Source organism: Parvularcula lutaonensis, assembly GCF_014651915.1.
GTDB lineage: Bacteria > Pseudomonadota > Alphaproteobacteria > Caulobacterales > Parvularculaceae > Parvularcula > Parvularcula lutaonensis.
Genome location: NZ_BMXU01000001.1, coordinates 152,139 through 175,471, shown reverse-complemented (window position 1 = coordinate 175,471; position 23,333 = coordinate 152,139). Strand labels below are relative to the sequence as shown.

Sequence of the window (23,333 nt, the reverse complement as noted above, 5' to 3'; positions counted from 1 at the left end):
CGGTTTACTCCTCAAACATCAAAGAACAGCTGGCGGTTTGCGTCTTCGAGGGAGACGCTGGCGGCCATGCGGCTGAGTTCTGTCCAGTCGGCAATCAGCGCGTTGTAGGCCGTCGCCTCGCTTGCCTCGCGGCGCTTATTGGCGGCGATGTCATAGAGACAATAGGCAAGGTCTTTCACCGCGTCGGCCTGCGCGCCATAGCGCTTGAGCAGCGCGGCGGCGTCCTCGGACAGCCCGCTCGCCTCATGCAGGCGGATGAGATACTGCAGCATTTCCCAGATGGTGAGGTGCTTGTCCGTTTCCGGCGCCCAGTCCGCGTCCAGCTCATCGCGGCGCAGAATACGCACCTTGCCCGCCGCGCTCTCTACGATCCCGGCATGTTTGACGGCTTCAACGGAGATGCCGCGCGCGCGTGCGAGGTTATCGGCGACGCCGTAATCGCCCGGTTTCAGACCGTGTTGTTCGTACCAGGTTATGGCGAACCGCGTTTCGTCATCAAGATCACCAACGACGCCCTCCAGATACTCTTGCAGCTCCTTGTTGATGAGCTGCAGCGCGGTCTTCACGCTCATATGGGTGTCATCACTTTCGAGCACAGCCGCATAGCGCGAGAACACGCCCATGCCGGGGCCGATGGCCGATTGCGGCATGTCGGCCGGGGCGATATTGGCGGCCTGAAGTTCGGCAATGGCCGGGGGCAGTTCGCGTTTCAGGGCGCGGATGAACTCGGCGCGGGTGATGACCTCGGCCGAGGCTTCCTTCTTGCGGCAGACGAGAACGACCGAGTTGGCGAGGGCGTTCGCGCCAATACCTCGCATTCGGTTCGCCAACTCGGTGCGCATCGGCCAAGTTCCCACAACCTGATAGCCTGCCGCGACTACCGCATCGAGGAATGTGGCCCAGCCGGTAGAGCTGATTCCCTCCTGATCGATTTCACTTTGCTTGAACGCATAATAAATTGTTGCTGGGATATCGTCAGACGATTGACGAGCCATATTCCCAACCACTTGACGCATTCCATTGAGGAAGAAGTCATGTGCCGCTTCCGGACCACCATGCCGTACCGGCGTTGCAACGAGTTCCTCGTTCTTCGGCACTGCAAGCAATCCAAAAAGGTCAGGAAACTGATGCTTCAGACCGCGGCGCATCCAATGAAAGAAAAAGTCAGAGAGGTCGGCGTATCCAATGTTGTCGTAGTAGGGCGGATCGGTTGAGATGACTACCTGCGGAGGATATTCCACAGTTTGAGCGTCTGCTTGTTTGACAAGACCAAACTCACCAGCGCCCAATCCAAACAAACCCTTTGTGACGCCTGAGATCGAAGTAGTGTAGTCGCCGGCCGCCCCACTGAACGGGTTCACATCGGGATAATCCCACGTCATTGGCAGGGCTTGGCGGGAAAAGACAGTTACAGTCTGCTGCCGATCTGGTGTCCACCTCGCCAGGGTGCAGAGTGTGTTCGCAGAGCGTCCAACCGCGAAGGCCAAGTATACACTTACTGCATCTGCATAAGCGGGCGCCCCTTTGCCGCCATCAGCAAGGGATTTCTGGTCTCCGTCGAAACCTTTTGACAATGCATCCCGCTCGACTTCTTGATGCGCTTCGAAAACCAGATCACTGAATGTATTTAGGGCGATTGTCTGGCGATCCGTAAAGAGATCGCCGAAGGTTGTCATGCCATAGTTGCCAATCCTAAAGCCCAGAGCCTTCGGTTCGAACCTGATGTCATGTCGCTCTTGGGGGGGCTCCGCGAATGCCGCACTCTCCTGTTCCGAAGTAGGATCAAGATAGACACGGCCGCGCGTGCCCTCGGCCACAATGGCTATGAGTGATTGAGACAATGTTCCAGTGTTGGCCGCGTTCCTGACGTGCTCCGGTGTAATCGCGGCTCCGGAGAACAAACAGCGGAAGTTAGCGCCCCGTCCGGCCTTGGAGCCATCTTTTGCGGCCGCGATCTCTGCCTTCGTTCCACCGTGTCGAATGCGGTAGCTAATCGTCTTTGCTTGCTTGTTTACGACTGTCTCGATCCAGACTTCTTTCCCCTTCTTTGAACTCAGGAGAAAGCTGGATGCAATCGGAACGTGAACATCTGAAAAGGCAGGGTCCGGGCTCGGCACGCTGCGCGCCCAAATCGTGGCGATCACCGTCGCCTTGCCGCCGCCATACTCTTTCGGCAGGTCCACCTGCGGGTAGAGATGCCCGATGCGCTCGAACGCCCGCTCGCGCATCCATTCGCCGTAATACTTCACATCCTCGGCGAGGCCCTCCGCATTGCGGTAATGCGTCCGCGCCTTCGGCCCCGGATGGATGGGCGGCTGATCCTTGAACTTCGGCGGGATCTCGATCATCGCCTTGCCGATCATCACCGCCACGGGGTTCAGGTCCGACCCATAAGCCGGCAGGCCGAGGCGCTGCGCCTCCAGCGGGATCGACCCGCCGCCCGAGAACGGGTCGTAGACCGGCGGCAATTCATCGCCGCAGCTCTTGCGGATTTCCGCGCGCGCCCGCTCCAGCACCTCCTCATTGGTGGAGTTCTCCCACTTCACGAGGTCTTCAATGATCTTGAACAAGCGCTTGCGTTCCGCCTCCTGATCTTCCGGCGTCGGGAACTTGTCCGGATGGCTGGAAGGATCATCCACCAGCTGCGCAAACAACACCGCCCGGCACGCCGCCAAAGGCCGCCGCGCCCACCACAGATGGAGCGTCGACGGATGCCCGTGCCGGATAGACTTCTCCCGCGCCGACGCCGCATTGATCGCCTCCAGCGGAATGGCCACTTCGATGAGTTTCTTTTTGTAGGGCGTGGGGGTCATGCGGGGCTTTCTGAGCGTTCAAGAAGTTGTTTCATGTTTACCTGAATAGCGGTCACACCGAATTCCGGTTCCTGTGTGAAGGGGCGGCGCACATAGCGCGGCTCTCGGGCAAACCCGTTCTCCACCTGCACAATGGCCAGAATGAATTTGTCCGGTTCGTGTAGCGAGGTGATGACTTCCTGGCGCGTGACCATGATGGTGTCCGCGCCATCAATGCGCCCCTTCACCTCGATGAAGCGAAGGTGCTCCGTTTTCGGATCAAACGAGGCGATGTCATATCCAACCTTCTGGGCCGAAACGTCCGTTGGCGTATTCCCGAGGCCCCGCTCCGCCGCCATCACGGCGTCCATCGCTTTCAGCTCGATTTCGCGGCGCGCGACCGGGTCCTCGGCGAAGCCAGAGGGTTTTCCACCCGCCACGTCTGGGCGCGGCAGGCGAGCACCCAAGAGCCCACGTGGAATGACCACCATGCCGCCGCGCACGCGGGGCGGCTGGGCCGAGATGAACCGCTCTTGCTCCAGCACCATCATGCGACGTTTCAGGCGTTCGGCCAGGTCCTCGGCCCGGCGCTCCGCATTCTGCCAATTGACGCGGGTCTTCTTGCCGGCGCGTTCTTCTTCCTTCAGTTCGAAGGCGCGGGCATCCCAGTAATTGATCTCCTTCTTCAGGCGCGCCTGAACTTCCTGCTCGACCTTGTCAATTTCCGGGAGGCGGCGCGCCTTGACTTCGGCGACATGGGATTGTGCGAGCTCAATGGTGGCAAACCCGATCGCTGTCTTTTCAAGATTACCGCGCAGCCAGTCCGCATCGAGAAGATCGCGCACGGCGTCGATTTCGTATGTCTCAGCCGGACTGAGATTGAGATGAGGTGCGATACCGGCATTGGTAGCCTGACCCGCCTTGTCGATGGTCGCGAATTGCAGTCGTTCGGATATGATATGTGGCTTGCCGGTCGCTGTGGGACGAGCGTCCTGAACGCTGTGCTCAAGCAGAAAGAGCGCACCGATGTCTTCGCCGGAGTCGGTGTCGTCCACGAGCACCGCGCCCTGCTTCATCAGGTGGTCATACTGTTCCCGGATCAGGCTGATCACGGCTTCAAGGAGCGGATGACCGGGACAGACAAAGGCCGCGACCGGTTGCTGGTTGATGCGGGATTTCTCAAAACAGATGCGCTCGTATTTCTTCTGGACCGGCGCGCCAGTGCCGATTTGCCGGTCGCGTTCGCGAATGCTCATCGGCACATGTGTGATCTCGAACCGGCCTTCCTCACGCTTCTTGATCTGTCCACCGAGCTGTTTGAACGCTTCCACGAAGAAGCTCTGGATATGATGCGGCTGAAGGCGCTGCGCTTCAGCCCGTTCCATCTCGAGCCGCAACTCCTGCACTCGCGCGGCAGGCATTGTGTCATTTGTGAGTTGGCGTCGCTGCAAGAGATCCATCAGATGTCGCTGATCGACCGCGCCGTCCACCGCCTCGAACAGTTTGGCTTTTACATCATCCTGCTCGCCATAGCGGATTGCCTCGAAGAGGAGATCGCGCAGGGCAGTGCCCTCAAAGAGTTCGCCAAGCACATCATAGACCCGACCACCGAGCGCTTCACGTGCGGCCTCAAGCTTGTCGAGCAGGCGCGCGTAGACTTCGCCTTCTCGCGTATCGGCCGCAACGAGGTTCCAGAGATGACAAACCTCCATCTGTCCGATCCGGTGTATACGGCCGAACCGCTGCTCGATCTTGTTGGGGTTCCAGGGCAGGTCATAATTGACCATCAAATGCCCGCGCTGGAGGTTCACGCCCTCGCCAGCCGCATCATTGGCGATCAGAACCAGCATGTCACGGTCCTGCATGAACCGCTCTACGACCTTGCGGCGCTCCTCACGCGTGACGCCGCCGTGAATGACCTCGACAGCATCAGGACGCCCCAAACGTGCACGTACCTTCTCTGTGAGATAAAAGAGGGTGTCCTTCGGCTCTGTGAAAATGATCAGTTTGCGGCGATTGCCGTCGCTATCGATCATCAGATCATCGTCGAGGATCCGGTCAAGCTGCGTCCACTTGGTATCCTTGCCTGAACGCAGAACCTCAAGGGCCATCGATTCGAGGCCTTTCAAGGTCTCGACTTCCAGTTCGAGCTGTTCAACCGTTTCGGCAGTTGTGGCCCCTGTTGAGATCAGATCCTCAAGATCATCAATCTCGTCCTGACCAAGCTCCTCGATGTTTTTCAGGACTTCGTCTGAAACCGCCTCTGCATCCAGACCGGACCGTGCGCCTCTTCGCGATAGCCGCGCTTCTGCAAGTTCATTTTCGAGCCGTTCCCGGCGTCGTTTGAGAGACTGGTAAATCGCCGCCGGTGACGAGGCGAGGCGTCTCTGAAGAATCTGAAGCGCGAAGCCTACATTGTTTCGCTTTCTGCCGTCCGTTTCTGCAAACCGCTGTACACGGTTCATTTCATTGCGAACATATTCGGTCACAGCACTGTAGAGAGCAGCTTCTTCCGGCGAGAGATCGTATTTGACAGTGTAGGCCCTCCGCTCGGGGAAGAGCGGACGACCGTCGAACTTCAGCAACTCTTCTTTGGTCAGCCTCCGCATCATGTCCGCGCTGTCGGCATAGTGGACGCCGTCCCGAAATCGACCTTCGAAGCGATCCCCGTCAAGTAGGGCCATGAACAGCTGGAAGTCCTCTTCCTTGCCGTTATGAGGTGTGGCGGTCATCAGGAGCAGGTGACGACACAACCGCCCAAGGTGCTGTCCAAGCTGATATCGCTTCGTGTATTTCACCTCCCCACCGAAATAGCTCGCCGACATGCGATGGGCTTCGTCGCAAATGATCAGGTCCCATTCGGTAGAGGCCGCCAGCTTCTCTTGGAGATCCTCATTCCGTGCGAGCACGTCGAGGCGCGCAATTAAGCGGTTTCGATCATTGAAGGCATTTCCAGACCTCGAAGTTTCGATCATGTCCTTGGTGAGGATGTCGAATTCAAGCGAGAATTTCTCGCCAAGTTCATCCTGCCACTGCTCAACAAGGCTTCCAGGCGCAACGACAAGGCAACGATCAAGGTCGCTTCGCGCCATCAACTCCTTGATGAGGAGGCCGGCCATAATTGTTTTTCCTGCACCGGGATCGTCAGCCAAAAGAAAGCGAAGAGGCTGTCGTGGCAGCATTTCGCCATAAACAGCGGAAATCTGATGTGGAAGCGGGTCGACGAGGCTCGTATGGATTGCAAGATAAGGGTCGAAGTAGTGTGCGAGCTTTATGCGATTGGCTTCAGTAACAAGACGCAGCATCGACCCGTCTGCATCGAAGGACCAAAGCCTTCCCGACTCCTCGACCTTCAGACGAAACTCGTCATCCCGATAAAGCGTTGTCTCCGAAGGTGCACCTGAAGAGGAGCGATAAACGACATTGATGGCCTGGTCGCCAATCCACTCAACCGAAATTATCTCCACCGCGGGACCGGGCGCGACCCCTGTTACGAGGCTGCCGGGTTTCAAGTCTTCGAGCCGGTTCATGCTGTCATCTCCTGCCGGACAAGCACAATCTGCTGGTCCTTCGGTGCGCGTGCTGAAGGATCGGTGTCGAGGCCGAGACGCCGCAATGTGTAGTAGAGCATCGCACTCCTGACCGAGAGGGTGGTGCGGCCATTTTTCATTCCGTAATCGAGAGCGACAGCGGCCTGCTGCGCATCCGACAGGTCAGGGTGTGGCGCGACAACCAGATCGACCTTCTTGTGCCAGTCGCTATCCGTTTGCGGATCAATTTCTGACGGTTTGCGCGCGCGGTCCTTCAGGATGCGCGAAAGTAAGAAGTCTTTGAAACCCTCGTCCTTGAAACACCATGCACGGGCGTGCCAGCGGAACCCGTCAAATCCGAGCGCGTGGGGTGCGATCCAACGCCAGGCCGGTTCAGGTTGCGACATGGATTGGTAGCGAACCTCAATCGCCTCCCGGTTCTCGATCGCCTTCAGGACCGAACGGAGAATCGGCGCATCGACACCGCGCGCAGGGGTTGGCGAGGCTTCGAATTCCGGCAGACTGCCGAGCCAGGCGTCGGACCGCTCCACGATCCCCTGATCCAGCAGACGGAGCTGGGAGAGATATCGTCCCGCATCGGGCTCCAAAAACTTCGGCGCGAAACCATCGGCACGGACATAGGTCCGCTCGCTCTTGTCATAGGCCATGTTGCCCGGCGCGAGCTCGAGATAGCGGTTAAGATCGGTGGAGGCCTGGTTCACCGAGACGCCAAAAACTTCCATCAGATCGCCGCGGTTCACGTGCCCCTCCCAATACAGCCGGAACTCGATGAATTCGAGACGCCGCTCGACGCCCCAGCGAAGCTCCGACTTGTTCATTACACCCATGTCCTCCTGCCGACATGATTGATCCAGAAACTTTGCCCACACAGAAACTAGTTGCACGCGTACGTTAAGCGGGATTAACGATTCCTGCAATCAGGAAAATGACGCGCTCAAGTTGAAAAGCGCAACATCGAGGACTTGCGAACTTTTGCGCCTTTCCCAACTGGTCGGCGGCGTAGTCTTGCCGAATGCTGGAGCGCTCCTCTTGTCTGTTCGGAGCGGATCATGACCGGCACCAAAGTTCTTATCGGCACCTTTTGTCTAGTCTGCCTGATCATTGTGTTCTCGACCTGGGGGGCGACGCAGTGGACGGCGCATGAGCTGGGCTACCAGCCCGGACTGGGGCGGCCCTGGTTCATCTTGGGCGATACGCCCATCTATCGCCCCTGGCGCCTGTTCCAGTGGTGGTACGCTTACGAAGCGTATGCTCCAGGCGTGTTTGCACGGGCCGGGTTCATGGCGGCAGGCGGCGGGTTTCTGGGCGCTGTTGTTGCGGTGATTGGATCGCTTTTGCGCGCGCGATCAAAGAAGCACCTGACCACTTATGGGTCCGCCCGCTGGGCCAGTGCGCGCGATGTCCGCAAGGCGGGCCTTCTGGTCGATGACGGCGTGTTTCTCGGGCGATGGCAAAATGCGTATCTGCGCCATGACGGGCCGGAACACGTGATGGCCTTCGCACCGACCCGCTCCGGCAAGGGTGTGGGCCTTGTCGTTCCGACCCTTCTCGGCTGGACCGGCAGCGCGGTCATACACGACATCAAGGGAGAGAACTGGGACCTGACCTCGGGCTGGCGATCGCGGTTTTCCCATTGCCTGCGCTTTGAACCGACCCATGCCGATTCCGTCAGGTTCAATCCTCTGAGCGAAGTGCGGCGCGGCGACAATGAAGTGCGCGACGTCCAGAACATCGCCGATATCCTCGTCGATCCCGAAGGGTCTCTGGAGCGCCGAAACCATTGGGAAAAGACAGGACATGCCTTGCTTGTGGGCGTCATCCTGCACGTGCTCTATACCGAAGAAGACAAGACACTGGCCGGTTGCGCGCGGTTTCTGTCTGACCCGGAGCGCAGTTTCGAAGCGACCCTGTCCGCCATGATGACAACCCCGCATTTGGGGGCGTCAGCACATCCCGTTGTCGCTCAGGCGGCGCGCGAGCTTTTGAACAAGTCAGAGAATGAACGCTCCGGCGTGCTCTCCACCGCCATGAGCTTTCTGGGGCTCTATCGCGACCCGGTTATCGCGCGCGCGACCAGCGACAGCGACTGGCGTATCGCAGACCTGATCGAGGGCGAGCACCCATGCTCGCTCTATCTGGTCATCCCGCCCTCAGACATATCCCGAACCAAGCCGCTGGTGCGCCTGATCCTCAACCAGATCGGACGCAGGCTGACGGAAGAACTGCCCAAGAAGGGCGCCGCGCGGCACAAGCTCCTGATGATGCTGGATGAGTTTCCCGCACTCGGACGGCTCGACTTCTTCGAAAGCGCGCTCGCCTTCATGGCGGGCTATGGCATGCGCGCCTATCTGATCGCCCAATCCCTGAACCAGATCGAAAAGGCCTATGGGCCGAACAATGCGATCCTAGACAACTGTCATGTGCGCATCGCTTTTGCGACCAATGATGAGCGAACGGCGAAACGGATTTCCGACGCCCTCGGAACAACTACGCAGCAACGCGCCCAGCGCAACTATGCCGGTCACCGCCTCGCGCCCTGGCTCTCCCACGTCATGGTCTCGGCTCAGGAAACCCAGCGCCCCCTCCTGACACCGGGCGAGGTGATGCAGCTGCCTCCTGACGAAGAGCTTGTCATGGTCTCGGGCGCGCGGCCCCTGAAGGCGAAGAAGCTTCGCTATTTTTTAGACCAGAACTTCACCTCGCGCGTATTGCCGGCGCCAGTCGATCCGCTTCTCCCGGAGAGACGGGGCCATGACTGGGCTGGTTTATTGGCCAGCGCTGAGCCTGTTCCGCAAACTGCGGGCCCGACCGGGTCAGACGAGGGCGGTCTGCAACACAACCAGACACCGAGCCTCGACCCACCGGAAAAGGAAGCGCCCGCGCGCGAGGAGGCGCCTGATGCGCCGTATCAGGATGGCGACATTGATGATCTCGCGGTGAAGCCCCTCAAACCCGCCCAGCGCGCTCTCGGCATGGACCGCGCGGACGGCGACTTCTTTCCGAAATTCTGATCCATGAAGCCACGCGTCAACATCCGCCTGTCCTATGAGATGCATCGCCAGCTCGAAGAGATGGTCCTTGCGCCCGGCGCGACGAAATCAGCGATCATGGAAGATGCGCTGAGAGCCTATCTCGATCCACAGCGCACAGCGGCGAGGGATGATATCCTTTTACAGCGCCTCGACCGGATCGAGACACGCCAGAACGCCATGGAGCGGGACCTCGCCCTGTGTCTCGAAACCCTCGGCCAGTTCGTCCTCTACTGGCTGACCCGGACAGACCCGATACCCGAAGCTGAACGCGACGCCGCCCAGCTGCTCGGTCAGCGGCGGTTCGAGTTCTTCATAGATCAGGTTGCGAGACGCGTAGCATCCGATGAGCCGCTATCGAAGCGGGCTTTGTCTACCTCCGATGAAACAAGAAGTTAAGAGAATGCATGTCGGATTAGAACGTGCCGCTAAATATTGTCTTCTCGTCTCGACCTACCCAGCAGATGCTTTCTTAAGCATTTCGGAGCTTATTGTTGATTCTTTGAGCGTTAAGCGCCTCGAGGATCATGAGAAAAGACACCGGAATAAGCGCAAGGCCAATGAAAACGACGCTCAGCAACAATCCAACAACAAAGAGGCCAATAAACCAGCCCCAGAAATGAGAGGGCGACGGCGCGTATACGACGCCGGTATCATCGTTACGCATGGCGCGCGCTGTGAACTCCCCGGCGCTCGGCTTGCCGACGATGGTGACGTGATCCCCTTCCTTGAGGCTGAGCTGGCGATTCTTGAAGGCCTTTCCAAGTTTAAACGACACGGCCCTCTTCCCAACTCGAAAGGTAACCGTCTCTGACGTGTCGATTGTGCCGCCGCGCTCGAAAACACGACCTTCGGTGACAGCGCCCTTCTCAATATCGGAGATCTGCCCCTTTAGTATTTCCGAACCCATAACGTCGTCCCCTCACTGAGCGCTTTCAGCCCGACGCAGGGCCAGGTCTCTCGCATGGAGGGCGATCTGGTTCGCCATGACCGCATCAAAGTGGAACTGGTCGCGGACGGGCCGGTCCATGTGGAGCATGTTGTTCAGGAACAGACTGGCGTTTCGATGCCGGTCGGCGGGCGCCTGGAAGACGGATCGGTCGAGCCTCCCGCCAGACGCATGAAAGCGGGCCTGCGCCGCGCGGTAGGTTTCGTATTGGGCGGCAAGACAAGGCAGGGCGGCGGCTTTCAGTCGTGCGACGTCGCCTCTTGTCCATTTGTCCAGTGTCGCACGAAACACCGGTTCAAGCTGTTCGTCGCGCAGGCCCCAAAGCAGGTGTCCGCCAGGGCGCGCACCGCCGGCGATTTGCGCGCCGGTGATGTTGGCGTCGCGAATCCCCGCCGCTTCCGCCCAGTCAATCAACGCATCACAGCCAGGTATGACCACGCTTGCGCCTGTATCAGCTTCTACTGTCTTGGAAGCGGTTGCACGCTCGAGGAGCGCGGTCCGGACAGGCGCAAACACCTCCTCTGAATAACCTGCGACGGCGAACCATTGACCGTCCTTGTCCTGATAGACAAAGAGCGGCGTTCCCGCGAACTGGCCCTGCGCCTGCAGCACGCTTCGCGCGAAGGTGACGGAGGCGATCATGGCGTTGAACGCGTCGATGAGCGCCTGATCGCTCTGGGCGCTCGGCGCGCCAAGCGGGCGCCCGGCGTCGAAATCCTGCCAGAGGGCGAGGCTTCTTCGATGGGCGACATAGGCGAGTTCGTCGGCGCTGTCGGAATTCGCCGGAAACGGCAGCAGCCTGATATCGACGCCTGCGGACAGGAGCGCTTGTTTCTCCGACTCCATGAAGGCCCGGCAATAGGGGCAATGGCGCCAATGATACATGTAAAGGGCGGTTCCGTTCCTCGGACGATCAATATGAGACGTCCACGGACCGTTGACGATATGGGTCTCGAGTTCCGGCAGAGCGCTATCGGGTACGGGATTTGTGGCGAGCGCCGGCGTCGCCAACCCCAGCCAGACCAACAGGAGGATCACGGCCTTCGCCGTCTTGGCCCTCAACACGGTTTGCAGACGCCCCATCAGTCCTCTCCTCCTCCAAGCGAAACGGTGCGAACGATCCGCTCCGACACGCCGCCGGGTCCGGGGCGGCCTTTTGAAACGATCGTGTAGCGGTCTATCCGTGTCCGGATGACAGCGCTCTGGCTCGCTGGCGTCACATCCAGAATGCTCAGGTCGAGGTCGAGGGTGACGTTCCGGAAATTGTCGAGCCGTTCGATCATCGCCTCCGCCTCGGCCGGGGTGACCGACAGAACCGATGCTTCGCGGGCGTTTGCAAACTCGACACGCACGCCGGCGCTCAACGTATTTGGAAAATACGCGCCAAACGGGCGATAGGTGAGATGCGAGCCGGGCGAGAGCGCGCCGAGATAGAATTCCTCATAGGTTGGGTCATAATCGCTGAGCCGCGCGTTGACGCTGAGGCGCAGGCGACCGACGCCCATGCCAGCCTTCTTCTGGTCTTCCAGCGCCGTGCGCGCCTGGGCGGTATATTCGTCGCGATTGAATTCATTGATCCGCCCTGGGCCAAAGCGGCCGCTTTCCACATCACGCCGCGCCCATTCATCGAGCGGCGCCGACCGGTCGAGCCAGTCAAGCGCGATCCAGCCGATCATGTCCGGGTCAGGATGATCGATCTGTCTGGTCCGCTCTTCCTTGATACGGACGTCCGATGCGTCCATGAGTGCGGCGGAAACCGACGCGTCGGACGTCTTCCGCCCGGCGTCCGTTCGGGCGCTGACCGGATCGGCTTGGCGCTCCGCAACGGCGCCGTCCGAGCTGTCGCAAGCGGTGAGCGCACCAAGCAAGAGCCAGGCTGCAATCGCTGTTTTCCGGGATGGCGACCCGATCACAGATCATCCGCCGAGAGCGACTTGCTCGCCTCGGACGCCTCCGCCGCCTGGCGCTCGGCATGCATCGCATCAAGCGCGGCCTGCATCGCCTCGGCGCCCTCATACAGGCCCGCCTGGTCGATCAGACCCATGTCGAGTTTCTCGATCAGCGCAGGGTCCGATCGGCTCCGGTGCAGGTACGCCGCGAGCGTGACCCCGCAAGCCGCGTTCCACCCGATAGCGCCGTCAAGCATCGGACTGCCGTTTGCGCAGGTGATAAAGTTCGGATCGCTTTGCGACATGGGGCGGCCGCGTGCATCGAACACCCATGAAAGCCAGGCATCCGTGTGTGTCGTGAAGTGCGGTTCGCCATACTTCTCGACGAGGCTGGCGCGCATCGCATCATAGGACGGACGCGATCCCGCGTCGAAATACCGAGCCCGCCAGACCCCTCGAAGGGTCTCTTCGCCCTCGACGCCGGTAAAGGCGAGCATCATGACGTCATCGACATTCTTGAAGTATTGGGAGAACCCCCGCAGGCGGTTGTCGCAACCGCCCTTTTCGTAATCGGGTTGGCCGTATCGTCCGCGAACCGCATCGTCCGAGGTGCATGCGACGCCGTTGGAGGCGATCAGTTTTTGTCGTGTTGGAAACCCATGGGTGTTCATGCGGAAGAAAGCGCCGCCATCCTCGACGCGCGCAATGCCTTCGGCGCAGGACACCGCAGCAAACGCATCATCATAGCTCAGCCCAGGCTTGAGACCGCGAATATCGTAGGCCGCGCCTTCGCTCTTGGCGTCATCCGCTGATCGCGCAACGGCGCGGCAATCGACACGCGGGGCGATGGTTCGCTCCGCCACGTCAGCGTCCGAGCGCCCGGTCGTCGAACTTGAGGTGGTTTCCGAGTCCGTAGCGCCGCCGCAAGCCGCCAGAACGAGGCATGCGCTCGAAATCAACAGGGCGTTCTTGGGGCACAGAATTCGTCGCATGTCGCCAAACCTCGCAAATGAGCGATGACTTATTCCTCAAGCGACTGCGCGTCCTAACGACTGGCTAACGGTTTCATAACGGGCTAAAAAAACGAGCACTATCAACTCGTTCTCGCAGCTTCTCTTTGCTCCATGTCGACAGAAAAACTGACCAACAACGTTGCTTACAAATACACATTCGACGGGGCCGAATTCGACGAAGCCGCAATGTCGCTCGTCATCCATGGCGAACCGATCGATCTCGAACGCCGTCCACTGGAGCTCCTGTCCGCGCTGCTCGCCCATGTGGGGGAGGTCCTGACCAAGGACGAGCTGCTCGACACGGTCTGGGCGGGACAGACAACAGTCGAGAACGTTCTCGCCAACGCGATCGCCAAACTCAGAAAGGCGCTCGGACCCGACCTCTCAGGTCGTCTGCAGACGCTGCCAAGGATCGGTTACCGTTTTGACGGGCCCGTGGAGCGTTTGGCGAGCGGACGGAAAATCGCGAGCGCCCTGGAGCTCAAGGCCGGCGCATCCATACCCGGACGGACCCACTTCAAACTTACGACCCAGCTATCCGCCGCAGAGGGCCGCGAGGTCTGGCGCGCGCACCACGAGAAAACCCGCGCGTCCCGCATTTTCAAGTTTGCAAGCGACGGCGCCGGGCTCGGTATGCTGAAGCGGGAGACGACGATTTTTCGGCTCCTCTCCGCAAGCATCGGGGAGGACGGGCCGTTCGCCCGGATTATCGATTGGAACTTCGAAACCCCACCCTTCTTCATCGAATGCGACGACGCAGGCGAGGATTTGCTGCGTCTGGGGTCCGACGCCGGCTCGACATTTGACGAGCGTCTCGAGCTTGTGTCCGAAATCGCCGCCGCCGTCGCCGCGGTCCACGAGACCGGCGTTCTCCACAAGGACCTGAAGCCCGCCAACGTCCTGATCTCGACGGACGGCGGCCGACGTGTCGTGCGCCTCGTGGATTTCGGAAGCAGCGGCGTGCATGACCGCGATCGACTGGACGCCTTTGGCGTGACGCCGCTTGGCCTGACGCTCGACGGTGAAGGCAGCGGGCGCTCAACGCCGCTCTACATGGCCCCGGAGATCGTGGCGGGTCAGGCCCATACGATCCGAAGCGATATCTATGCCCTCGGAGTTCTCGCCTACCAGGTCCTCGCTGGTGATATGAAGAAGCCGCTGACAACCGGCTGGGAGGAGGATATCGCCGATCCGCTCTTGCGCGAAGACATCGCGCGAGCGACCGCCGGGGATCCCGAAAGACGGTTTGCATCGGCTGCTGATTTCGAAGCGAGCCTCCAATCCCTTGAGGCGCGCAGACACGCCGCCGCCGCCGCGGCGGCCGACGAGGCGCGATATGCAGAGGCGCAGGCCTCGCTCAATGCGATCAGAGCTCGACGACCGTGGGTCTACGCCACCGGGGCGGTGCTCGCCGCAGGGCTCGCCACATCGCTTTTCCTCGCCAGGTCAGCCGATACGGCGCGGCAAGAAGCGGTGATGCGCACTGCGCAGGCGGAAGCCGCGAACGGATTTCTACAGGACATCATTCTTTCGGCCGACCCGCGCACGCCGGGCGTCGGCCCCGATGCGAGCGTCCGCGATGCGCTCGCACGCGCCAGCGACACCGTCGCCGAGCGCTTTGACAACGATGTGCAGACGCAGCTCTTCATCAGCAGCGCCCTGATCGACGTCTATAACGGACTTGCAGATTTCGATGCGGAGGTTTCCGAACGCGATCGCCGTCTGACATTGCTGAAACGCCTTCATGGCGAAACGGCGCCGCAAACAATCCAGGAACGCTATCAGCTGGCCGAAGCCCTGATCCGCGCCAGCCGCTACGACGAGGCTGAGGCGATGATCGCCGAAGCGGACCAGCAGGCGTCGAACCCAGGGATTGAGGGGGCTGAGACCCGTCTGCGCGCTGCGATTGCAAAGGGTCGCCTGGCGCTTGTCCAGCTGGACTTCCAGCGATCCGCCGACCAGTACAGCCTGGCCAAAGCGTTGTTGCCCGAGGCGGCGCCAGACGACCTGGTCTTGCGCCACGCCATCGATATCGACCTGGCCCAGGGGCTCAGCCGGCTCGGGCAGACGCGCGAAGCAGCAGAAATCCTTGGCGCTCTTGTTGAGCCGCCTTTCACTGAGGGCGTTATCCCTGATTGGCGGCTCGCCCGTACTCGGATGATCTATGGTGCGGCTCTGCTTTATGATGTCCGCCCAGACGACGCCGAACCCGTTCTGCTTCAGGCGATCGAGGAACTCGAATCGATTTATGGGGAAGACGCACCACAAGTCGCCGAAGCCCGGGGCGTCTTGAGCCAGGCTTACGCCGATATGGGGCAATGGCCTAAGGCGCTCGAGGAGCGCGTCTTTGCACGGAAAGCGGCTTGCGACTCCCATGGTCATGACCATGTCGCCTGCCTTCTGCAAATCGGCAATGAAGGCGTGGCGCGGATCGAAACCGGCGATATTGCTGGCGCGATAGAGAATCTGACGGTGGCGCGAAATGGCTTCATTGGCCTGATGGGCGAAACATCGCCAGCCGTTCAAGTCATGGGCTATCAACTCGCCGCCGCTCATCTTGAGGGCGGAGACCTTGAAGCCGTCAGCGCACTGCTGCCGACGTTGACGGTCGAGGGGCTGGAAGCAGGGGCTCCCAGTACCCAATGGCGATCCAGACTGGACGCACTCCAAGGAAGTTACCTGGTGCGTAGCGGATCCGCCGAACGCGGGCGCGAATTGCTGGCGCGGGCCATTTCGAACTTCCATGAAGAAAAGGCTGACGAGGCGCTAATTGCCCGGCACGAAAGAGATTTATGACGTGCAAACCCTAGTTTTCTTCACAGGATCCAACTCAGCCCTAAACACCGCTAGCAATGGCGACTCAGTCTGGCGAACCAAGAGATAAATCTGATCTCGGTGGTTGCTTTGCTAAGTAGGAGTAGAAAACTGTAGCGGCCGCGTTTTCACTTGACCGTCGGTGCAAGGAAACTCGCGAAGAACTCGGACCAGCTTGGTGAAGCTACAGCAGACCTGATTTGATCTCTCTTGCAAGACCTCTCGATACGTTCCGACCGTTTGCGACTTTCCCAACTGTCAGAAACTAGCACGACATCAGAGGATTGGACCTGTCAGCAACGACAGGAGCCTCTCCCCCGATGTCCGCACCCGCCCGAACGCTTGAGACCGACCAACGACGCGTATCCATGCTGCGGTCTGCCTGCGAAGGCGCGGTGCGGGCAGCGCTGGAAACTGACGACGTAATCGAAATCCTCGCCAACCCGGATGGCTCAATCTGGATCGAGCGTGCCGGGCGAGGGGTCGAGGTCAGTCCCGACATCATTTCAGCGGCGGCGCGCGAGCGGATCATCCGCCTTGTCGCGAGCAGCATAGGCGAGGCCTGCGATCGATCCGCACCCATCGTTTCTGCCGAACTCCCCGGCAGCGGCGAGCGGTTTGAAGGGCTTCTCCCACCTGTTTCGACGAGCCCATGCTTTTCGATCCGCAAGCCCGCGACGACGCCTTTTTCACTTGGCGACTATGTCACCCAGGGCGCGCTCGCGCCTGCGCTGGCGGCGGCACTCCAGGACGCGATTGCAACGCATGCCAACATTCTGATCGCGGGCGGGACATCTTCCGGCAAGACGACATTTACCAATGCCTTGCTGGCAGAGGCGTCCCTGCATGACGACCGCATTGTCATTCTCGAAGATACCCGCGAGCTGAGATGTTCCGCGCCCAATGTCGTCCAGCTTCGCACCCATCGCGGCAGCACCAGCCTGCAGGACCTTGTGCGCTCGACCCTCAGACTACGACCCGACCGGATCATTGTCGGCGAGGTGCGCGGGGCCGAAGCGCTAGACCTGCTGAAGGCCTGGAACACAGGCCATCCCGGCGGGATCACCACGCTGCATGCGAACTCCGCCCACGGCGCATTGACCCGGCTCGAACAGCTCACGCTGGAGGCCACACCGCGCGCGCCCTTCGACCTCATCGCCGAGGCGATCGACGTCGTCGTGTTCATGACCCGCGCGGGCGGCCAGCGCCGCGTCGAAGAGGCGCTGCGCGTCACCGGTTTTGACGGCGAGGGCTACCAGACCCAGCCGCTCGTCTCCCGCTCTTTGTCCCTCGTCCAACACGGAGAAACCCAATGACGCTCTACACCCATCTTCAGACGGTGAACCGAACGGTCCAGGTCGCAGCCTGTATCGGCCTCGGATTGCTGATCGCAGGGCCAGCCCATGCGGCAGGCTCCGGCATGCCCTGGGAAGGCCCTCTCGATCAGATCCTGACCTCAATCGAGGGCCCGGTTGCACGTATCGTGGCGGTCATCATCATCACGATTACCGGCCTGACGCTGGCCTTTGGCGAGACGAGTGGCGGCATGCGCAAGCTGATCCAGATCGTGTTCGGCCTCTCCATCGCGTTCGCAGCGACTTCTTTCTTCCTGACCTTCTTCAGCTTCGGCGGCGGAGCGCTCATCTGATGTCTGCCGACGGCTATGAAATCCCCCTCCATCGCTCCCTCACCGAGCCGATCCTGATGGCGGGCGCGCCGCGCACAGCAGCCATCGCCATCGGGACACTGGCTGCCGCCGTCGGCCTTGGCCTCCAGCTCTGGCTTCCCGGCCTCGTGCTTTGGGTCGTCGGGCATTCAGCCGCCGTGTTCATGGCGCGATCTGATCCGGATTTCATGGCCGTGGCCAGCCGCTCGACGCGGCACAAGGAGCATCTGACATGCTGAACCTCAGAGAATATGCCGACACACCCACGCTTCTGGCAGACTATCTGCCCTGGGCCTGTATCGTCGCACCGGGCGTCGTCCTTAACAAGGATGGCAGTTTCCAGACGACATTCAAATATCGCGGCCCTGACCTAGAAAGCTCGACAGAGGAAGAACTCGTCTCGGTCATGGCGCGGGTGAACAATGTGCTGCGCCGCTTCGGCTCGGGCTGGGCGCTGTTCTTCGAGGCGCAGCGCCAAGAGGTGCACGACTATCCGGAGGCGGAGTTTCCCGATGCCCTGACTTGGCTGATTGATCAGGAACGCGCACTGCAAGCCGAAGAAAGCGGCACGCGGTTTGAGAGTTCCTACTATCTGACACTCCTCTGGCTACCACCCGCCGATACGACAGGCCGGGCCGAGAAGGCTCTGATCCAGCGCGCCGAGACCGAAGATGCGGCCACCTGGCGTCACCGGTTGGAGACTTTCGAGCAGCACGCGGGCCGCGTCTTTGATCTCCTCTCCACCTGCCTCGCCGAGATTGCCAAGCTCTCGGATGATGAGACGCTGACCTATCTCCACTCAACGATCTCGACCAAACGCCATCCGGTAGTCACGCCCGAGCTGCCGGTCTTTCTCGATGCGGTGCTCGCTGATGAGCCTTTCGCAGGCGGGTTGGAGCCGATGATCGGCGACGGGCACCTAAGAACCCTGACCATTCTCGGCTTTCCGGCCTCGACGCTGCCCGGCATTCTCGATGAGCTGAACCGACAGGGCTTTGCCTATCGCTGGGCGACGCGGTTCATCGCCATGGACAAAGCCGAGGCCGAGAAGGTCCTGGGCAAAAAGCGCCGTCACTGGTTCGCAAAACGCAAATCCATCGGCGCTGTTCTGCGCGAGACCATGTTCAATGAACAGGCCGCGCTCGTCGACAATGACGCTGACAACAAGGCGAGTGACGCCGATGCCGCCCTCCAGGAACTCGGCTCCGACCTCGTGTCCTATGGCTATGTCACAACGACGATTACCGTTGCCGACCCAGACCGGCGCACTGTGGACGAACACATCCGCATCGCCGAGCGCATCGTGAATGGCCGCGGGTTCACCGCGATCCGCGAGACCCTCAACGCCGTCGATGCCTGGCTCGGCTCACTGCCCGGTCACCCCTACGCCAATGTCCGCCAGCCCATTCTGCACACGCTGAACCTTGCCCATATGGTGCCACTCTCTGCCGTTTGGGCAGGCGAGGACACCAACAGACACTTGCAAGCTCCTGCACTCATTCAGGCGCAGACGGATGGGACAACGCCGTTCCGCCTCAACCTCCACATCGGCGATGTTGGCCATACGCTGGTCGTTGGCCCCACCGGCGCGGGCAAGTCGGTGCTGCTCTCGCTCCTCGCCCTGCAATGGAAGCGATACGACGGGGCCCAGGTCTTCATTTTCGACAAGGGCCGCTCGGCCCGCGCGGCGACGCTTTGCATGGGCGGCGCGCATATTGATCTTGGCAGCTCGAACGCCCCAAGCCTCCAGCCCCTGACGGACATCGACGCAGAGGCCGGGGCAAGCTTTGCCGCCGACTGGCTGGCGGGTCTCTGCACGAACGAAGGCGTCAGCATGACGCCGGACCTCAAGGCACGTCTCTGGGACGCCATCCAGTCCCTCAGCACAGCCCCAGAATCCGAACGCACACTGACCGGCCTAAGCCTGATGCTGCAGGACGATACGCTCAAATCAGCCCTGCACCCCTTCACGCTGGAAGGCTCGCACGGTCGGCTTCTCGATGCCGATCATGAAAGCCTCACGCTCGCCGATACTGTCTGTTTCGAAATGGAAGAGCTGATGCACGCAAAGGGCGCAGTGGCCCCGGTCATCACTTACCTCTTCCACCGGCTGGAAGAGCGGTTCGACGGCACACCAACACTCCTCATCCTCGATGAGGCCTGGCTCTTCCTCGATGATCCGATGTTCGCCGCGCGCATCCGCGAATGGCTGAAGACCCTGCGCAAGAAGAACGTGTCCGTTGTGTTCGCAACACAGAGCCTTGCGGACATCGCGAACTCGTCGATAGCGCCAGCACTCGTCGAATCCTGCCCGACACGGATCTTTCTGCCGAATGAACGCGCGCAGGAACCGCTCGCCCGAGAAACCTATCAGCGTTTTGGCCTGAATGCCCGCCAGGTCGAACTGATCTCGAGAGCCACGCCCAAGCGCGACTATTACTATCAATCGCCGCTCGGCGCGCGCATCTTCGATCTCGGTCTCGGGCCGATTGCATTGTCCGTCTGCGGCGCGTCCTCGCCCGACGATCAGGCGCGCCTGGATCGTATCTGGGCGGAAACCGAAGGCGACGGCTTTGCCGCCTGCTGGCTCATCGAAAAGGGCCTGCCCTGGGCCGCCGAATTGCTGACGCGCTGGCCCGGACATGCGCCGGAGACCGAGGCGAACGCGCCCTTCAACCCCACTCACATCCTCGCCGCCGAATAGGAGCCCCGCAATGAAACGCCTTCTCATTTCCGCCGCCCTTTGCGCCTTGCCGCTCTCTGTCATCACAGCGCCGCCAGCATCCGCCCAATGGACGGTCTATGACCCGGCCAACCACATCCAGAACATCTACCAGGCCATCCGCTCCCTTCAGGAAGTGAACCAGCAAATCCAGCAGCTCACCCATGAGATCGAGATGCTGGAGAACATGGCGCGCGATCTCGAAGCGCTGCCCGATAGCATCGCCGATGACATCTTGCGCCGTATGCGCCGCATTGAGGAGCTGATGCGCGAGGCTGAAGGGATCGGCTACCGCGTCGAGGAAATCGAGCGCGAGTATGAAGAGGCGTATCCGGAAGACTATGGAGCCGAGCCGCCGCGTCAGGCCGTGCTCGTCGAAGAGGCCCGCGCCCGCTGGCGTCAGTCCCGCACGGCTTATCGCGAGAGCCTTGAGGTCACGGCCTCAGTCGTCTCATCGGCGCGCGAGGACTCTGAAAGCCTCGACAGCCTGATTGCCGACAGTCAGTCCGCCGTCGGCAATCTCCAGGTGGCGCAAGCGGGCAACCAGATCGAGGCGCTGCAAACCGAGCAGCTCATGCAGATGGAAGCCATGATGGCGGCCCATTACCGCGCCGAGGCGCTGGAGCGCGCGCGCCAGCTTGCCGAGGCCGAACGCGGCCGGGCGCGGACACGGGCCTTCCTCGGAGAGTGATGGAAGATGGACGTGATCGACACCTTCCTTGCGACCTTTATCGCCTATATCGACAGCGGGTTCGGCCTGCTGGCGGGCGATGTCGCATATCTGTCGACCACGCTGATCGCCATCGACATCACGCTAGCGGGCCTGTTCTGGGCCCTCTCTCAGAACACGGACGTCATCGCCGGGCTCCTCAAAAAGGTGCTCTATGTCGGCTTCTTTGCGTTCATCATCGGCAATTTTTCGCTGCTGGCAGGGATTGTCTTTGACAGCTTTGCAGAACTCGGCGTGACCGCTGGCGGCGGGACCATGACCGCCGATGATCTCCTGCGTCCCGGCTTCATTGCCGGTGTCGGTCTCGATGCCGGTCAGCCGCTCTTGGAAGAGATCAGCGACATGCTGGGGCCAATCTCTTTCTTCCATAACTTTATCATGATCGCGGTGATGTTCATCGCCTGGGCGATCATCATGGTCGCCTTCTTCGTGCTGGCCGTGCAGCTCTTCATCACGATCCTGGAGTTCAAACTGACGACGCTCGCAGGCTTTGTGCTTGTCCCGTTTGCGCTCTGGAACAAGACGACGTTCCTCGCCGAACGCGTGCTCGGCAATGTCATTACCTCGGGCATCAAGCTCATGGTGCTTGCCGTCATCATCGGCATCGGCTCGACGCTTTTCTCCTCCGTCACAGACGCGTTCCGCACCGGCGATGATGTCACGCTGGCCCAAGTCATGGGGACCGTGCTGGCCGCCATCGTCTTCTTCTGGATGGGCATCTTTGCGCCCGGCATTGCAAGCGGGCTGATCACCGGCGCACCCCAGCTCGGTGCAGGTTCTGCAGCCGGGGCAGCCGCAGGCGTCGCGGCCGGAACCTACGTCGCCGGCATGGGCGGACGCGCCGCAGTCGGCGCGGTCGCGGGCGGGGCGTCCTCCGCCGTCAAGGCCGGCGCCAGCATGGCCGGCGCGGCACGCACCTCCTACACGCTCGGTTCCGTCGCCTCCGGCGCATCAGGCGCAGCGGGTGTGGCCGCAGGTCTCGCCGGTGTTGCCCGCGCAAGCGGGGACGCAATGCGCCGCACGGCATCCCGCCCGGCGCAAGCTCTCAGAGACGCCTACCGCCGTGGCAGTCAGGGCGCCTGGCGCGCCACGGGCGGCTCCGGCGGTTCGGATACCTCCGCACCAGCGTCACCTTCATCCCAAAGTCCCGGCTGGGCGCGGCGCATGCAGACCAGCCAGCGCATGGGCCAGGCCGGACAGATGGCCGCCCATTCGATCCGCGACGGCGATCGCGGTGCCTCCGGCGCGAACCCAACCCTCAGAGACAAGGACGATTAGACGATGGCTTTCAGGCGATCCTCCTCCAGCTATGGCCCAAGCCCGTTTCCCGAAACGCCTTACCAGAAGGCGGGTCAAATCTGGGAGTTCGCAGCCGGTTTGCCGCAGGCAAAACAATCCATCCGGGGGATGGATTGTAGGCGAAGAACGCCGCGGCAGCGGCCCGCAGGCTCCCGCTTCAACCCAACAAGACAGGAGGTCTGAGCCATGGCGTTCAAGCGTTCATCTTCAAGCTACGGCCCCTGCCCGTTCCCCGAGACGCCATATCAGAAGGCTGGGCAAGTGTGGGATGAAAGGATCGGTTCCGCCCGCGTTCAGGCGAAGAATTGGCGTCTGATGGCCCTTGGCTGCCTCGGGCTCTGCTTTGCGACCTCGGGCGCGCTGGTCTGGCGCTCAATGCAATCCACCGTCACGCCTTATGTCGTCGAGGTCGACGAGACGGGTGCCGCCCGCGCCGTTGCTCCGGCGACGGAACGCTACACGCCGACCGATGCGCAGATCGCGCATCACCTAGCCAACTTCATCGAGCATGTCCGGGGCCTGAGCGTCGATCCCGTCGTCGTGCGCGAGAACTGGTTGCGGGCCTATGACTTCGTGACCGACCGCGCGGCCACCACGCTCAACGAATACGCCTCGGCCAATGATCCGTTTGCTGACGTCGGCCGCAAGTCGCGTACCGTAGATGTCGTCAGCGTCGTACGCGTCTCAGACGACAGCTTCCAGGCCCGCTGGATAGAGAAGACCTATGAGAATGGCGCGCTCGTCCGTGCACAGCGGTTCACCGGCAACTTCACCCTCATCACCCAGCCGCCGACCGACGCAGAGACCCTGCGCGCCAATCCGCTCGGCCTATACGTCCATGCCCTCAATTGGGGTCAGGACCTCGTCACAGGAGAATGA

17 protein-coding genes and 1 pseudogene are annotated in these 23,333 nt (G+C 61.1%); 11 read left to right on the top strand and 7 right to left on the bottom strand.

Annotated elements, in window-relative coordinates; all coding sequences use genetic code 11:
• Positions 1 to 11: 11 nt before the first annotated feature.
• From IE053_RS00815 to IE053_RS00805, 3 genes are read right to left on the bottom strand one after another with little or no spacing between them, the layout of a single operon-like run.
• The gene (locus IE053_RS00815) at positions 12 to 2,813 is read right to left on the bottom strand and encodes a DUF1156 domain-containing protein (RefSeq protein WP_189570525.1); all 2,802 of its coding nucleotides are present in this window, start codon (positions 2,811 to 2,813) and stop codon (positions 12 to 14) included.
• Positions 2,810 to 6,322 (bottom strand): DUF8742 domain-containing protein, encoded by a 3,513-nt coding sequence (locus IE053_RS00810; RefSeq protein WP_189570523.1) that lies wholly within the window; start codon positions 6,320 to 6,322, stop codon positions 2,810 to 2,812. The genes IE053_RS00815 and IE053_RS00810 overlap by 4 nt, the downstream gene beginning before the upstream one ends.
• Entirely contained in the window at positions 6,319 to 7,161 is an 843-nt protein-coding gene (locus IE053_RS00805; protein ID WP_189570521.1) for a helix-turn-helix transcriptional regulator, read from the bottom strand. Before IE053_RS00805 ends, IE053_RS00810 begins: the two co-directional genes overlap by 4 nt.
• 231 nt (positions 7,162 to 7,392) lie before the next feature.
• On the opposite strand from IE053_RS00805, the gene IE053_RS00800 reads away from it, so the two are divergent.
• Positions 7,393 to 9,354 carry a conjugal transfer protein TraG gene (locus IE053_RS00800; protein ID WP_189570519.1) on the top strand — a complete coding sequence of 654 codons (1,962 nt, stop codon included), beginning with the start codon at positions 7,393 to 7,395 and terminating at the stop codon, positions 9,352 to 9,354.
• 3 nt (positions 9,355 to 9,357) lie between these two features.
• The gene (locus tag IE053_RS00795; RefSeq protein WP_189570517.1) at positions 9,358 to 9,771 is read left to right on the top strand and encodes a ribbon-helix-helix protein, CopG family; all 414 of its coding nucleotides are present in this window, start codon (positions 9,358 to 9,360) and stop codon (positions 9,769 to 9,771) included.
• 73 nt (positions 9,772 to 9,844) lie between these two features.
• Here IE053_RS00795 and IE053_RS00790 read toward each other — a convergent pair whose 3' ends face one another.
• The 4 genes from IE053_RS00790 to IE053_RS00775 are packed head-to-tail and all read right to left on the bottom strand — an operon-like array spanning position 9,845 to position 13,202.
• The gene (locus IE053_RS00790; protein ID WP_189570515.1) at positions 9,845 to 10,282 is read right to left on the bottom strand and encodes a hypothetical protein; all 438 of its coding nucleotides are present in this window, start codon (positions 10,280 to 10,282) and stop codon (positions 9,845 to 9,847) included.
• A gap of 12 nt (positions 10,283 to 10,294) precedes the next feature.
• The gene (locus tag IE053_RS00785) at positions 10,295 to 11,404 is read right to left on the bottom strand and encodes a thioredoxin domain-containing protein (protein WP_189570513.1); all 1,110 of its coding nucleotides are present in this window, start codon (positions 11,402 to 11,404) and stop codon (positions 10,295 to 10,297) included.
• Positions 11,404 to 12,234, bottom strand: coding sequence for a hypothetical protein (locus tag IE053_RS00780; protein WP_189570511.1), 831 nt, complete (start codon positions 12,232 to 12,234; stop codon positions 11,404 to 11,406). The genes IE053_RS00785 and IE053_RS00780 overlap by 1 nt, the downstream gene beginning before the upstream one ends.
• On the bottom strand, positions 12,231 to 13,202 hold the full coding sequence (locus tag IE053_RS00775; protein WP_189570509.1) for a hypothetical protein: 972 nt from the start codon (positions 13,200 to 13,202) through the stop codon (positions 12,231 to 12,233). Before IE053_RS00775 ends, IE053_RS00780 begins: the two co-directional genes overlap by 4 nt.
• Before the next feature lie 132 nt (positions 13,203 to 13,334).
• On the opposite strand from IE053_RS00775, the pseudogene IE053_RS14645 reads away from it, so the two are divergent.
• The 9 genes and pseudogenes from IE053_RS14645 to trbF form a co-directional block, all read left to right on the top strand.
• Positions 13,335 to 13,637: pseudogene (locus tag IE053_RS14645) on the top strand (winged helix-turn-helix domain-containing protein); the annotation flags it as partial.
• A 219-nt stretch (positions 13,638 to 13,856) separates the two neighbouring features.
• A complete protein-coding gene (locus IE053_RS00770; RefSeq protein WP_229786001.1) occupies positions 13,857 to 16,019 on the top strand; it encodes a protein kinase domain-containing protein in 2,163 nt (720 codons plus the stop codon).
• A 338-nt stretch (positions 16,020 to 16,357) separates the two neighbouring features.
• A complete protein-coding gene (trbB, locus tag IE053_RS00765; protein ID WP_189570506.1) occupies positions 16,358 to 17,353 on the top strand; it encodes a P-type conjugative transfer ATPase TrbB in 996 nt (331 codons plus the stop codon).
• A complete protein-coding gene (locus IE053_RS00760; RefSeq protein ID WP_189570504.1) occupies positions 17,350 to 17,685 on the top strand; it encodes a TrbC/VirB2 family type IV secretion system protein in 336 nt (111 codons plus the stop codon). The genes trbB and IE053_RS00760 overlap by 4 nt, the downstream gene beginning before the upstream one ends.
• Positions 17,685 to 17,942, top strand: coding sequence for a VirB3 family type IV secretion system protein (locus IE053_RS00755; RefSeq protein WP_189570502.1), 258 nt, complete (start codon positions 17,685 to 17,687; stop codon positions 17,940 to 17,942). The genes IE053_RS00760 and IE053_RS00755 overlap by 1 nt, the downstream gene beginning before the upstream one ends.
• Positions 17,936 to 20,407 (top strand): conjugal transfer protein TrbE, encoded by a 2,472-nt coding sequence (trbE, locus tag IE053_RS00750; RefSeq protein WP_189570500.1) that lies wholly within the window; start codon positions 17,936 to 17,938, stop codon positions 20,405 to 20,407. The genes IE053_RS00755 and trbE overlap by 7 nt, the downstream gene beginning before the upstream one ends.
• Before the next feature lie 10 nt (positions 20,408 to 20,417).
• Positions 20,418 to 21,116, top strand: a complete 699-nt coding sequence (gene trbJ, locus IE053_RS00745; RefSeq protein WP_189570498.1) for a P-type conjugative transfer protein TrbJ — start codon at positions 20,418 to 20,420, stop codon at positions 21,114 to 21,116.
• 6 nt (positions 21,117 to 21,122) lie between these two features.
• On the top strand, positions 21,123 to 22,433 hold the full coding sequence (gene trbL, locus IE053_RS00740; protein WP_189570496.1) for a P-type conjugative transfer protein TrbL: 1,311 nt from the start codon (positions 21,123 to 21,125) through the stop codon (positions 22,431 to 22,433).
• 207 nt (positions 22,434 to 22,640) lie between these two features.
• A complete protein-coding gene (gene trbF, locus IE053_RS00735; RefSeq protein WP_189570494.1) occupies positions 22,641 to 23,333 on the top strand; it encodes a conjugal transfer protein TrbF in 693 nt (230 codons plus the stop codon).

What these genes read in the sequence shown, in the direction of transcription:
- trbE (WP_189570500.1), top strand. Translation starts at nt 17,936, where the DNA reads ATGCTGAACCTCAGAGAATATGCCGACACACCCACGCTTCTGGCAGAC.
- IE053_RS00810 (WP_189570523.1), bottom strand. Translation starts at nt 6,322, where the DNA reads ATGAACCGGCTCGAAGACTTGAAACCCGGCAGCCTCGTAACAGGGGTC.
- trbF (WP_189570494.1), top strand. Translation starts at nt 22,641, where the DNA reads ATGGCGTTCAAGCGTTCATCTTCAAGCTACGGCCCCTGCCCGTTCCCC.
- IE053_RS00775 (WP_189570509.1), bottom strand. Translation starts at nt 13,202, where the DNA reads ATGCGACGAATTCTGTGCCCCAAGAACGCCCTGTTGATTTCGAGCGCA.
- trbJ (WP_189570498.1), top strand. Translation starts at nt 20,418, where the DNA reads ATGAAACGCCTTCTCATTTCCGCCGCCCTTTGCGCCTTGCCGCTCTCT.
- trbB (WP_189570506.1), top strand. Translation starts at nt 16,358, where the DNA reads ATGTCCGCACCCGCCCGAACGCTTGAGACCGACCAACGACGCGTATCC.
- IE053_RS00800 (WP_189570519.1), top strand. Translation starts at nt 7,393, where the DNA reads ATGACCGGCACCAAAGTTCTTATCGGCACCTTTTGTCTAGTCTGCCTG.
- IE053_RS00755 (WP_189570502.1), top strand. Translation starts at nt 17,685, where the DNA reads ATGTCTGCCGACGGCTATGAAATCCCCCTCCATCGCTCCCTCACCGAG.
- IE053_RS00815 (WP_189570525.1), bottom strand. Translation starts at nt 2,813, where the DNA reads ATGACCCCCACGCCCTACAAAAAGAAACTCATCGAAGTGGCCATTCCG.
- IE053_RS00760 (WP_189570504.1), top strand. Translation starts at nt 17,350, where the DNA reads ATGACGCTCTACACCCATCTTCAGACGGTGAACCGAACGGTCCAGGTC.
- trbL (WP_189570496.1), top strand. Translation starts at nt 21,123, where the DNA reads ATGGACGTGATCGACACCTTCCTTGCGACCTTTATCGCCTATATCGAC.
- IE053_RS00790 (WP_189570515.1), bottom strand. Translation starts at nt 10,282, where the DNA reads ATGGGTTCGGAAATACTAAAGGGGCAGATCTCCGATATTGAGAAGGGC.
- IE053_RS00805 (WP_189570521.1), bottom strand. Translation starts at nt 7,161, where the DNA reads ATGAACAAGTCGGAGCTTCGCTGGGGCGTCGAGCGGCGTCTCGAATTC.
- IE053_RS00795 (WP_189570517.1), top strand. Translation starts at nt 9,358, where the DNA reads ATGAAGCCACGCGTCAACATCCGCCTGTCCTATGAGATGCATCGCCAG.
- IE053_RS00785 (WP_189570513.1), bottom strand. Translation starts at nt 11,404, where the DNA reads ATGGGGCGTCTGCAAACCGTGTTGAGGGCCAAGACGGCGAAGGCCGTG.
- IE053_RS00770 (WP_229786001.1), top strand. Translation starts at nt 13,857, where the DNA reads ATGCTGAAGCGGGAGACGACGATTTTTCGGCTCCTCTCCGCAAGCATC.